Source organism: Pseudomonas brenneri (assembly GCF_007858285.1).
Taxonomy (GTDB): Bacteria; Pseudomonadota; Gammaproteobacteria; order Pseudomonadales; family Pseudomonadaceae; genus Aquipseudomonas; species Aquipseudomonas brenneri.
In genome coordinates, this window is record NZ_VFIL01000018.1 from 1 (window position 1) to 12,452 (window position 12,452).

General features: G+C 60.6%; 11 protein-coding genes. 3 read left to right on the forward strand and 8 right to left on the reverse strand.

Annotation, left to right across the window (positions count from 1 at the left end; genetic code table 11):
* Positions 1-163: 163 nt before the first annotated feature.
* The 5 genes from FJD34_RS26530 to FJD34_RS26550 form a co-directional block, all read right to left on the reverse strand.
* Positions 164-601, reverse strand: a complete 438-nt coding sequence (locus FJD34_RS26530) for a DUF2442 domain-containing protein (protein ID WP_090292108.1) — start codon at positions 599-601, stop codon at positions 164-166.
* On the reverse strand, positions 598-1,026 hold the full coding sequence (locus tag FJD34_RS26535; RefSeq protein WP_032861835.1) for a hypothetical protein: 429 nt from the start codon (positions 1,024-1,026) through the stop codon (positions 598-600). Before FJD34_RS26535 ends, FJD34_RS26530 begins: the two co-directional genes overlap by 4 nt.
* Positions 1,027-1,199: 173 nt before the next feature.
* Positions 1,200-3,950, reverse strand: a complete 2,751-nt coding sequence (locus FJD34_RS26540) for a TonB-dependent receptor (protein WP_090292110.1) — start codon at positions 3,948-3,950, stop codon at positions 1,200-1,202.
* A 248-nt stretch (positions 3,951-4,198) separates the two neighbouring features.
* Positions 4,199-5,185 carry a FecR family protein gene (locus tag FJD34_RS26545; RefSeq protein WP_090292112.1) on the reverse strand — a complete coding sequence of 329 codons (987 nt, stop codon included), beginning with the start codon at positions 5,183-5,185 and terminating at the stop codon, positions 4,199-4,201.
* A gap of 62 nt (positions 5,186-5,247) precedes the next feature.
* Positions 5,248-5,769, reverse strand: coding sequence for an RNA polymerase sigma factor (locus FJD34_RS26550; protein ID WP_032861829.1), 522 nt, complete (start codon positions 5,767-5,769; stop codon positions 5,248-5,250).
* 215 nt (positions 5,770-5,984) lie between these two features.
* Between FJD34_RS26550 and aroQ the strand changes: the two genes are divergently transcribed.
* Both aroQ and FJD34_RS26560 read left to right on the forward strand, forming a co-directional pair.
* Positions 5,985-6,422 carry a type II 3-dehydroquinate dehydratase gene (gene aroQ, locus FJD34_RS26555; RefSeq protein ID WP_032861827.1) on the forward strand — a complete coding sequence of 146 codons (438 nt, stop codon included), beginning with the start codon at positions 5,985-5,987 and terminating at the stop codon, positions 6,420-6,422.
* On the forward strand, positions 6,419-7,273 hold the full coding sequence (locus FJD34_RS26560; RefSeq protein ID WP_065942814.1) for a shikimate dehydrogenase: 855 nt from the start codon (positions 6,419-6,421) through the stop codon (positions 7,271-7,273). Before aroQ ends, FJD34_RS26560 begins: the two co-directional genes overlap by 4 nt.
* A 71-nt stretch (positions 7,274-7,344) precedes the next feature.
* Here the strand turns inward: FJD34_RS26560 and FJD34_RS26565 are convergent, their stop codons facing one another.
* Entirely contained in the window at positions 7,345-8,010 is a 666-nt protein-coding gene (locus FJD34_RS26565) for a TetR/AcrR family transcriptional regulator (protein WP_032861824.1), read from the reverse strand.
* A gap of 71 nt (positions 8,011-8,081) precedes the next feature.
* On the reverse strand, positions 8,082-9,977 hold the full coding sequence (quiC, locus tag FJD34_RS26570) for a 3-dehydroshikimate dehydratase QuiC (protein WP_090292115.1): 1,896 nt from the start codon (positions 9,975-9,977) through the stop codon (positions 8,082-8,084).
* Between the two features lie 257 nt (positions 9,978-10,234).
* Between quiC and FJD34_RS26575 the strand changes: the two genes are divergently transcribed.
* Positions 10,235-11,569, forward strand: coding sequence for an MFS transporter (locus tag FJD34_RS26575; RefSeq protein ID WP_090292117.1), 1,335 nt, complete (start codon positions 10,235-10,237; stop codon positions 11,567-11,569).
* Position 11,570: 1 nt separating this feature from the next.
* On the opposite strand, the gene FJD34_RS26580 is transcribed toward FJD34_RS26575, so the two are convergent.
* Positions 11,571-12,449 carry a DMT family transporter gene (locus tag FJD34_RS26580; RefSeq protein ID WP_032861818.1) on the reverse strand — a complete coding sequence of 293 codons (879 nt, stop codon included), beginning with the start codon at positions 12,447-12,449 and terminating at the stop codon, positions 11,571-11,573.
* Positions 12,450-12,452 lie beyond the last annotated feature (3 nt).

Here is a 12,452-nt window from a genome sequence, read left to right on the forward strand (position 1 = left end):
TGTTCTGAACCCTTTGCCATCCTCCAGGTAGGCCTGAACAGCGGTGAGCTTGAATTGATCTGAATACTTGCTCATGTGAACACCCCAAGAAATTGGATTTGTGTCCAACTTCTTGGGGGCAGTCCATAAGCCCGTACACATTGGATTGGCGGGTATCCCCGACTTATTCTTCCTTACGCGGCCGACCGCCCTTCTTGCCATTGGCGCGGGCGGCTTCGGACTTGGCAGCACTGGTTTTACGGCCATTGCGCGATGCCACCATGCTCGCGGCCAGATCCATCAAGGGCTGGCTCGTGGCAATCAGGCCGCTGATGGAAACATGCAGGTCTCGGCCCTCACAGCACAGCGCCTTGCCACCAAACCCGACCTCAAGCTTCTGGAAGTCCTGTACAGAAAAACCTTCGAACTCCACAAGGCCGGCCACCGGCAACACAATGCGGCTGCCGTCGCCGAAGCCGATGGAGATGCAGTCATCTTCGTAGCGCACGGAACTGGCATTGGCGTACACCCGCTTGAGCTTGCGCCCACGGGCCACGGCCTTATCAATATCGGTCTCAGTGATAGGTGCATCGGGTCGGACTTTGGCTTTTACAATTTTCATAACTCAATCTCTACGGAACCTGGCGCCCTCACCAGATTCAAAATGGTTCGCCGCCCCGCAACATCATGCCGGGCACTGGCAATCACGTAGACACCCCGCCGGATGACCAGACCCGGCACAACCTCATCGGCCTCCCAATCCCAGGAATGGTTGTCCAGGCAGACCGTTTGCAGCTTCTCCCACCAGATCCTTCGTGCCCGCGCCAGATAATGTCGCTGCCGCAGTGTCTGGCGAATGCCTTCCAGAACTGCACCTGATGGTCGCCGCCGCTCGGGATCCACATCCCACAACTCCACGTCCCCATCCAGAAAACTGAAACGAAAACGCGCATCCCAGTCCTTGCCCGCCACATGGACGTGCGGCGGGCAATGCTCATCCCGGAGCAACACTGCAATCACATGTCCCTTGTAAGTGCCTACTCTCATCGTAACCCATCCGTTAGGTTATTTTTCAGCGATCAGCGCTTTATCGAGCACCAACCGACAACCGGCGCCTTCTAATTGCCAGGGCTGCCTCACAGACTAGTAACGATTGGTACGGCTTCAAATGCCGGGTTGTAACCGCGAATACCCAGGACCTACGGGCTCAAACACCTAGATCAAAACTTGTATTCCAGCATCCCGCTCAACGTGCGACCGCGCGCCAGGCTGAGGTTGTTGGCGTCGCCCATGGCAACGAAATAGGCTTCGTCAGTGGCGTTTTCCAGGGCCAGGCCAAGGTTCAAATGGTCAGTCATCCAGTAACTGGCATACAGGTCATAGAGGGTGTATTGCGGCCACAGTGCCTGGTCGATGAACTCGTAGCCCTGCTGGTTGAGGTTGGCGCCGTTGCCCGAGCTGTAGCGCACTCGCACCCCGGTATCCAGGCGCTTTTCCAGGAACCGCGCGCCCAGGGTCAACGAGCCGCGATCTGCTGGCATATAAGTGGCGTTGCCCATGATCCGGCCGCAGCTTTCCTTATTGTTGGCAACATCGTCATCCAGCACTTCATAGGTCGTGACCGGCCGGATACCCGGGCGGCCATCCGGGCGAATGTAGGATTCGATACGTGTGGTTCGGGGCCCGCTGGTCTTGGCGCCGCCCATGTAATAGTTCTTCGAGCAAAAGTCGTTACTGCCGATCATGTGGGTGTAGCTCAGGTTCGCGTAGGCCCGGCCCATGTCGTAGTTGAGTTGGTATTCCATGCCGCGAAAGCGCGTCGGCGCCGTGTTGTTGACGTAGGCCATGGTCCCCAGGAAACCGCCAATGCTGGTTTCCGGCAAGCTGACGCTGTGGTTGAGGAATGAGAAGTTTTCGATCTTGGTATCGAAGTAGGCGACCTTCATGCCCAGGCGATCGTCGTTGAAAAACAACCCTTCCTTGAACACGTTGACGCCCATTTCCCAATCCCGCGACTCTTCAGCCTTCAGATAAGGGTTGGGAAACACCCGCTCTGACGAGTTGCCGCCATGGGGCCGACCGGTCATGAAAGTCTCCGTGACTGCCGGCGGGCGCCAGCCCTTGCCCCAGCGCGCATAGAGTTGCATCCACTCAAGCCCCGGCTTGATACCGATGCCAAAGGTGGGCGAGAAGTGCCCTTCTTCATTGTCGATATCAAACACCTCGGCCACCCGCTTGGCGCCCACCAGGCTGTTGTAGAAACGGTCACGCTTGTAGAGGGTCATCCCGGTTTGACCCTCAAGCCGATAGCGGTCGTACCGCAGGCCGGCATCCAGGGTCAGCCAGTTGTCGTACTCGTATTGCAGATTGCTGAACAGGCTGGCGATGGTGCGCTTGCCGCCCGGGGTGGCGCCTTCGACGTACGGCAGCAAGCCCTGGAGGTTGACCGCCTCGACCTTGTTGGTACGCGGTTTGAATTCGTCCTGGTACATCTCCAGGCCGTAGTTCCATTTGACCTGTCCCAGCGTATTGAAATCGAAGCGCGAGGTGTTGTCGGCCTGCAAGCCCCAGGTGTCGGTCTGGAAGTGGTCGGTGTAGCCGCCGACCTCGTTGCCCGTGCCCGGCGTCGCCAGGTTCGGCGCATGGGTCCGCTCCAATTGAGTCGTGACGTAATACGCCTTGGCCTTGAAGTCGATCAGTGGGTTGTCCGGGATGTAGCTGTAGTCCAGCGCGACGTTCTTGGCGTTGAGGTTGTTCTTGCTCACGCGCTGGTAGTAAACGCTTTGCCCATCGTCGGCGGTATAGGCCCAGGCGTCGTTGCTGTCGCTATCGGTTTGCAGGTAGCTCAGTTGCACGCGCTGATCGTTGGGCAGGTTCAAGCCCAGCTTGACGATCTGTGAACGGGTCACGCTGCCCATATCGCCGACTTCGCTGTTCAACCAATCGTCAAACGCTTCGGGTTGGTATTTGCGCGCGCGCAGGTTGGTGCCCAGTTTCTGGTCGTTGTTGGTACCGGCGCGGTAATCGCCAAAGTGCCGCTCGCTGTAGCCCAGCAGCACATCGCCACGCTCATCGCCAAAGGCAAACACCCCGCTGCCGTTAAAGTTAGTGCCATTGCCCAGTTTGCCGATGCCGTTACCCGCGCGCAGACGCCCGCCGTACTCCTTGCCATCGGCCAAAAACTCACTGGCGTCCAGGGTCTTGAAGGACGCAATCCCGCCGAGCACCGCCGCGCCGCCCATGCCCGACTGGCTGCCCTTGTCGATCTCGATACTGGAGACAAATTCGGGGTCGATCACCATCGTCCCGTTGCGCTGCTGGTGGCCGTTTACGTTGAAGTTCTGGCGCATGCCATCGATGTTCATATTCACCCGGCCGTAGTCCTGCACCCCACGGATATTCACCGACAGGCCAGGGTCACGCTGGTTGACGGCGGTGTAGACACCAGCAGTTTCTTCGAGCATATCGGCGGCATGCCGGGGTGGGCGCTTGTCGATCTGCTCGCGGGTGATCACCGCCACCGAGCGCGGCGTTTCGTACACCCAGTCACTGGGCTTGCCGTTGGTAGTGGCGTTGATGGTCGTGGTGCCGACAGTCAACGCGCTGTCCTGTTCGACACTGACGCGATTGAGGGTGACCTGGCGTTCGCCGGTAAAGCGATACTCCACCGGTGCGCTGCCCAACAAACGCCCCAGGCCTTCCTGGGCGCTGTACTGGCCCTTGAGCGCGGTGCTGCTGAGGCCTTGCAGGCGCGGGCTGTCGAACAGCACCTGCAGGCCGGCCTGGTCGGCAAAGGCCAGGACTGCGCCGCCCAGAGGTTGGGCGGGAATATCGAACATCAGCGTCGCAGGTTGCGAAGCGCCAGCCACAGGAGCGGCGGCGTAGGCTTGCCCTGCGCTGGCAAACAGACCCAAGTGAATGGCCAGGGCCAACCGGCTGCCGGTGGTGCGCCCTTTGGTGATTGCAGACATTGTGGTGATCCCTTCGCTGAGCGTTTTTTGTTTATGCGAATACTTCTCGATTAGCAAGACGCGTCAGGGATAGGGACTCAGTAAGTGTTTCTGAAAATTATTGGAAGATCAGCCAGGAGTGCGGACTTTTGTAGGAGCTGGCTTGCCGGCGATAGCGTCACCTCGGTGTGCCAGATAGACCGAGTTGCCTGCATCGCCGGCAAGCCGGCTCCTACACAGTGTCGGTCTACAGAGGGGTTTGCGGTGTGTCAGTAGATCAGGCTGACACCCGCCAGATCAAAGCGCCGCACCTGCAACTCTTCGGTCAAGGTGCCCAGCGCCTTGTCCAGCATGTCGAGGCGCACCACCGCGCTGACTTCACGCTTGCCCAGCTCGGCATCGGTCAGCACCACCCGGCCGGGGCGGTAGCGATTGAGCTCTTCAACCACCTTGGCCAGCGGCTGGCGATCGAACACCAGCACCCCGCGCCGCCAACTGGTGGCCCGGGCCAGGTCAAGGTTGGGCAGGTCAACCACACCGTTTTGCATGCTGTAGCGGGCGGCCTGCCCTTCCTGGAGGACCGTGGTTTGTGGCTTGTCTTGCTGGGTCACGGCCACGCTGTGTTGCAGCACACCCACCCACGCCTGGTCGTCTGCCTCGCGACCGACCACAAAGCGCGTGCCCAGCGCCCGAGTTTGCCCGCCAGCACTCCGCACCACGAATGGCCGGGTTTCCTGTCCAGCCATGGGCGCCACGTCGAAAATCGCCGAGCCGGCCAACAGGCTGATCCGGCGCTGCTCGCCGTCGAAGTCCAGGCGGATGGCGCTGGAGGAATCCAGTTCCACGGTGCTGCCGTCCACCAGGCGGACCATGCGCACTTCGCCCTTGGCAGTCAGGTAGTCGGCCTGCATCTGCAGCAAGGCTTGCGGCCCCTGCAACCAGCCAACACCGGCGACCACCAGCAACAGCGCGACGCTTGCGGCCACGCGCCATGGCCGCCGACGCTGGGCGCGACGCGATGGCACACCAACCGAAGGCGGACGCTGGCGATGCACCGGCGTGTCCAATTGCAAGTCGCCCAGCGCCGCCCAGGTCTGCTGGGCAAACGCCAGTTCCGCAGCGTGACGGCTGTCGCTGTCGATCCAGCGTTGCAGTTCGGCATGCTCCTGCACATCCAGCCCACCCGCATGCAGGCGCACTGCCCAATCGGCGGCGGTCTCAGTAATGCTGGGCTGTTGCGACTCCGGGCTATTCACGTGTGAGTCTCGAATTCTCGTTGTATGAAACAGTGACGTTTGAGCAGCATTTTTCCAGTAATTCATTCATCGGATGGCGTCACATCGCCCTCCCGCAAACGCTGCATGACATGTGCCAGCGCCTTGGCCAGATGTTTTTGCACTGAACTGTCGGAAATTTCAAGGTGCCGCGCGACCTGGGCGTGGGTCATGCCTTCAACGCGGTTAAGGCGGAAAATCTGCTGCGTACGCTCCGGCAGTTCCGCCAACGCCTGCTTCAATGCCTGTCGCTGTTGTTGCGCCATTGCCTGAGCCTCCAACCCGGCCACTTCATCTTCAATCTCGGCCAGCGCCTCATGGGGCACGGAGTCGGTCTTGCGCCGTGCTTCCTGGCGGATATGGTCGATCAGCAGATTGCTCGCCGTGCGGTAGAGATAGCCCTGGGAGTTGTCGATCCGTTCACTGGAGGGCTTTTGTGCCAGGCGCAGAAAGCTCTCCTGCACCAGGTCCGCAGCCAACTGAGGGTCCCGTACCTTGCGCAGCAGATACCGGCGCAGGGTATCGGCATGCTTGAGAAAGAGGCCCTTGAGATCCACGTCCGACAAACCGACTCCCTGGGATGTAAAGGAAACAGGCGGGCATCTTAAGCGTTGTCGAGAATGATTTTCAATTGATATCCGCTCTTGGGCAGTGTCGAAAAACCTTATTCAGCGTTCGATAATCGAACGGTTATCCACAGCAGGACACTTCGTCAATTGACCAAATTAACTATTCAGTACATTTTGTCCTCATCAATAAAAACAACAGTGGAGACATCCCTATGCCACCTATTGTGCTGGTCCTCAACGGTCCCAACCTGAACCTGCTCGGCACCCGCGAACCGGCCACCTATGGCCACGAGACCCTGGCCGACGTCGCCGCGCTATGCGGTCGCAGCGCCGAACAATTCGGGCTGAAACTGGAGTTTCGCCAGACCAACCATGAAGGCGAACTGCTGGACTGGATCCACGGCGCCCGCGCCCGTTGTGCCGGGATTGTCATCAACCCAGCGGCCTGGACCCACACCTCGGTAGCCATCCGCGACGCCCTGGTGGCCAGTGAATTGCCGGTGATCGAAGTGCATCTGTCCAACGTGCACGCCCGTGAACCCTTCCGCCACCATTCCTTCGTCTCGCCTATCGCCAAGGCCGTGCTCGCCGGGTTTGGCAGCCACGGCTATCACCTGGCCCTTGAGCATTTCAGCCGGGAACTCAAATGAAGCCGCGTATTCTTGCCGGCCTGATCGGCGCTGGCATCCAAGCGTCGCGTACACCGGCCCTGCATGAGCAGGAAGGCGATGCCCAAGGCTTGCGCTACCTGTATCGCCTGATCGATCTGGATCAGTTGCACCTGGACAGCAGCGCCCTGCCCGACCTGCTCAAGGCCGCCGAGCAGATGAACTTCACCGGGTTGAACATCACCTACCCCTGCAAGCAAGTGATCCTGGCGCTGCTCGATGAACTGTCGCCCGAAGCGCGAGGCATCGGCGCGGTCAACACGGTGGTGTGGCGCGACGGCAAGCGCATTGGCCACAACACCGACTGCCTGGGTTTTGCCGAAGGGTTTCGCCGTGGCCTGCATGAGGCTGCGCGCCAACGCGTGGTGCAGATGGGGGCCGGTGGCGCGGGCGCGGCAGTGGCCCACGCACTGTTGGCCGAAGGGGTTGGGCAGTTGAGTATTTTTGATGTGGATAACGACCGCGCCCAAAGCCTGGCTGCCAACCTCAATCAGCATTTCGGTCCCGGCCGGGCGTATGCCGGCAGTGACCTCGATAGCGCGATGGCGGCGACTGACGGCCTGGTCAACACCACGCCCATGGGCATGGCCAAGCTGCCGGGCATGCCGGTACCAGCGGGCTTGTTACGCGCGGATTTATGGGTAGCGGACATCGTCTACTTCCCGCTGGAAACCGAACTGTTGCGCACGGCCAGGGCCTTGGGTTGCCGCACGTTGGATGGGGGGAATATGGCCGTGTTCCAGGCGGTGAAGGCGTTTGAGTTGTTCAGCGGCAAGAAAGCAGATGCACAAAGGATGCTCGATCATTTCCAGAGCATGAATACTTCACGGTAGGAACCGAATCCAAATGTGGGAGCGGGCTTGCTCCCACACAAGCCCACCCCACATTGAGTTCGGCGGGGGAGTCAGGCCTGTAGGTAACGCAGCACCGACTCGCAGATCATCGCCCGATGCCGCTGCTTGATTGCCTCATCCGACAACTCGATCTGAAAGATCTCACTGAAGGTATGCCGGTTGGACACCCGGTAAAAGCTGAACGAATTGATCAGTAAATGCACATCCAGCGGCTCCAGCCCAGCGCGAAATACCCCCAGTTCCGCCCCCCGGCGCAAGGTCGCGCCCAGCGCTTCAAGGATGTTGCTGTTCATTGCCTTGATCGCATCCGACTCTTTCACATACTCGGCGTTGTGAATGTTCTCGATGCTGACAATCCGCACAAAATCCACATTCTGGTCATGGTGGTCGAAGGTGAACTCCACCAGGCGTCGGATCGCTTCACGGGGTTCCAGTTCGGTGAGGTTCATCCGGGTCTCGGTGTTGCGGATATCCCCGTAGAGCTTTTCCAGGACCTCGACGTACAGCTGTTCCTTACTGCCGAAGTAGTAATAGATCATGCGTTTGGAGGTGTGGATGCGCTCGGCGATGGCATCCACCCGCGCACCGGAAAGCCCCTGCTGCACGAACTCGACAATGGCCTCTTGCAGAATGTTCTCGCGGGTCTTTTCCGGGTTGTTCTTGCGGCTCTTGCGCGGCGCCAGGGGGGCGTCGGGCAGTTCGGACGTCGGGTTCATGGTGCGCTCACGGCCATTTATGCAGGCCGTGATTATGGGCCGCCACGTCGTACGAAGGAAGCGCCAACCCCCTACAACTTGGCCTGGCGCACCGCACCGCTGCGCGACTTGGCCATGGCCGCCAGGCGTACCGCCACATTGGCCGCGCCATAACCCGCATAGCCGTTTTTGCGCTGGATGATCTCGAAGAAAAACCGCCCTTCGAAGGGCTCGGTGTACACGTGAAACAACTCACCGCCCTGGGCGTCACGGTCGTACAACACGTTGTAGTACGCCAGCTCGCTGAGAAACTGATCGTCGAAATCAAACCGCGCCGCCAGGTCATCGTAATAGTTGAGCGGGATATCCAGCAGCGGCACGCCCGCCTCCTTGGCCCGGCTGACCTCGGCGAAAATATCCGCGCAATCGAAGGCAATGTGATGCACCCCGGAGCCACGGTAGCTCGATAGCGCGTGGGAGATCGCCGTATTGCGGTTCTCGGAAATATTCAGCGGCAGGCGGATCGAGCTGCAGCGGCTGCGCAGCGCCCGGCTCTTGACCAGGCCGTAGGGGTCCGGCAACACCACTTCATCGTCGGCCTCGAAATCCAGCAGGCTCTTGTAGAACAGCACCCAACTGTCGAGGCTGTCGGCCGGCAAAGCCATGGCCATATGGTCGATGCGCAGCAAGCCACCGCTGTTGCTGCTTGCGGTTTGCAGGTTGAAATCAGTGTCGTAGATCCCGCCCGCGTGCTGGTCCACCAGGTAGATCAGGCTGCCATCCGGCGCACGCACCGCCGCCAGCTCCAGTTCATTGGGCCCGACCAAGCCACGATAGGGTTGGCCCTTGTAGGCCACTGCCCGTTCCAGGGCCTTGGCGCTGTCCTTGACGCGGATCGCCGTGGCGCACAACGACGGGCCATGGGCCTCGAAAAAGTTGTGGGCAAAGGAGTAAGGCTCGCAGTTGAGGATCAGGTTGATATCGCCCTGACGCAGCAGGCTCACACTCTTGGACCGGTGCTGCCCGGCCTTGACGAACCCCAGGCGCTGCAGCCATTGCGTGAGCCGGGCGCCGAGGTTTTCATCCACCGCGAACTCCAGGAACTCGATGCCATCGTACTCGCTGGCAGGCGGGGTTTCGAACAGGATATCCACCGGCGTAGCCTGTTGTTCCAGGCGTTGACGGGTCTTCTCTTCCAGATACAGCAACGAGCGCAAACCATCCGCCGCGTTGGCCCGGGTGGGCGCAGCGCGAAAACCATCGTTGAAAATCTCCAGGGACAGCGGCCCGGTGTAGCCACTCTGGATGATCGGCGCCAAGAAGCCCGGCAGGTCGAACTCGCCCTGGCCGGGGAAACAACGGAAATGACGACTCCACTCCAGCACATCCATGGCCAGGATCGGCGCGTCGGCCATTTGCACGAAGAAGATCTTGTCGCCGGGAATCTCGGCAATGGCCGCCGGATCGCCCTTGAGCGACAAGGTATGAAAACTGTCCAGCAACACCCCGAGACTGGGGTGATCGATCTCGCGCACCAGTTGCCAGACCTGTTGCCAGGTGTTGACGTGCCGGCCCCAGGCCAGGGCTTCGTAGCCAATGCGCAAGCCGCGCCGACCGGCGTGTTCGGCCAAAAGACTCAAGTCATCGCGCAGGATCGAATGTTCGCCCGTGGAATCCGCCGAGGCATTGCTGCACACCAGCACCAGGTCGGTGCCCAGTTCCTGCATCAGGTCGAACTTGCGCTCGGCCCGCTCCAGGTTGCGCGCCAGGCGTTCGCGGCGGCATCCTTCGAAGTCGCGAAACGGCTGGAACAGCGTGATGGCAATGCCCAGGTCGGCACACATCTGCCGCACTTCGCGGGGGCTGCCGTCGTAATACAGCAAGTCGTTCTCGAAGATTTCCACCCCATCAAACCCAGCCGCAGCAATGGCTTCGAGCTTTTCCGGCAGGGTGCCGCTCAGGGAAACTGTGGCGATGGAACGTTGCATGGGGTGACTCCCGGCAATGAAGGCTGGTCTTGTTTGCGGCAAATTATTGGCCGCGCGCAATAATAAAGCAGCAATTCAAAATGTACGAACCGGTTAGTTTTATGGGCGATTATCGAACACAATGGCAATTGGCGAATTGACGATTTTTTAGCCACTGCGCACCATCGATTGCGCATCCAGGGCCGCTTTTAATCGGCGTGCACCTGTGATCACGACCCAGAACACACCATAAGAATTTCAAAAAACGGGTACCTCTCATGCCTTCGCAAAACTCCGCCGTGGCCCCGCGCCCCGGCAACCCGCAAGCGGCTATTGGCGACAAGATTCGCGGCGCCCTCGCCGTCGGCAAAACCCGCTGGGGCATGCTGGCCCTGGTGTTTTTCGCCACCACCCTGAACTACATCGACCGCGCCGCCCTGGGCGTGATGCAGCCGATCCTGGCCAAGGAGATGAGCTGGACGGCGATGGACTACGCCAACATCAACTTCTGGTTCCAGGTCGGTTACGCCATTGGTTTTGTCTTGCAAGGCCGGTTGATCGACCGGGTCGGCGTCAAGCGTGTGTTCTTCTGCGCGGTGCTGTTGTGGAGCATCGCCACCGGCGCCCACGGCCTGGCGACCTCAGCAGTGGGCTTTATGGTCTGCCGCTTTATCCTCGGCCTGACCGAAGCGGCCAACTACCCCGCCTGCGTCAAGACCACCCGCCTGTGGTTCCCCGCTGGCGAGCGCGCGGTGGCCACCGGCATCTTCAACGCCGGCACCAACGTCGGCGCCATGATGACCCCGATGCTGTTGCCACTGGTGCTGCATGTGTGGGGCTGGCAGGCCGCCTTCCTGTGCATGGCGGCGCTGGGTGGTATCTGGCTGGTGTTCTGGGGCCTGAAGTACTACAACCCCGAAGACCATCCAAGCGTGAAGCAATCGGAACTGGACTACGTGCAACAGGAAGTCGAGCCGGAACAACCGCGCGCGCCCTTCAGTCGCATCCTGCGCATGCGCGGCACCTGGGCCTTCGCCATTGCCTACGCCCTGACCGCGCCGGTGTTCTGGTTCTACCTATACTGGCTGCCGCCGTTTCTCAACCAGCAATACAACCTGGGGATCAACGTGACCCAGATGGGTATCCCGCTGATCATCATTTACCTGACGGCAGACTTCGGCAGCGTGGGCGGCGGGATCCTGTCCTCGTTCCTCATCGGTCGCGGCATGCAGCCGATCAAGGCGCGCTTGCTGTCGATGCTGCTGTTTGCCTGCTGCATCGTCGGCGTGATCATGGCCGCAGGCTCCAGCCAGTTGTGGGTCGCGGTGTTTGCCATCTCCCTGGCCATCGGCGCGCACCAGGCCTGGACCGCCAATATCTGGAGCCTGGTGATGGACTACACGCCCAAGCACATGATGAGCACGGTGTTCGGTTTTGGCGGGATGTGCGCGGCCATCGGCGGGATGTTCATGACGCAGATCGTCGGCCATATCCTGACCGTGACCAACAACAACTACACCGTGCTGTTCACCCTGATCCCGGCGATGTACTTCCTTGCCCTGACCTGGATGTACTTCATGGCACCGCGCAAGATCCCGACGGTCGAGGTCTGATTCACCGCCGCCGCTGCTGCCAGGCAGCGGCCAACCCGCTCAGGCAGATCACCCCGATCCCGACCACCGTGGTCAGGTCCGGGGTGTGGTTGAACACCAGCCAGCCCAACAACCCCGCAAACACGATCTGGCAATAGCCGAACGGCGCCAGCAAGGCCGGCGCGGCGAAGCGGAAGGCCTGGGTCAGCATCAAGTGCGCGGTCATCCCGCAACTGCCCAGCGCCAGCATCAACAGACCATGGCCCAGGGTTGGTACTTCCCAGAAGAACGGCACCAGCGCGCTCATCACCAGGGTGTTGCACAGGCCGGCGAAGAAGTTGCTGGTGGTCGGGCTGTCGTACTGGCTGAGGATGCGGGTCAACAGTTGGTAGAAGCAGAAGAACAACGCCGAGACCAATGGCAACAACACCGCCGGGGTGAACAACTCACCGCCGGGGTGCACGATGATGATCACCCCGACAAACCCGCAGATCACCGCCAGCCACTGGCCCCGCGTCACATGCTCGCCGAGCAGCGGCACCGACAGGGCCGTCACCAGGATCGGCGCCAGGAAGTTCACCGCCGTGGCCTCCGCCAGCGGGATGTAATGCAAGGCTGCGGTAAAAAACAGGCTGGTACCCAGCAGGCACAAGGCCCTGGCGACCTGCAACAACGGGCGCTTGCTGCGCAGCACGCGCAGGCCCGATTGCGGCAGGAAAATCCCCGCCATCAGCAGCGTATGCACCATGTACCGGGCCCATACCACCATCACGATCGGATAGAAGCCGGCCAGGTATTTGGACAAGGCGTCATGGCTGGAAAACAGGAGCGTCGCCAGTACAATCAGCGCGATGCCCTTGAAGGGATGGTTGACGCCGGAAAGAGGGGTGCTGAGGGTCATTGA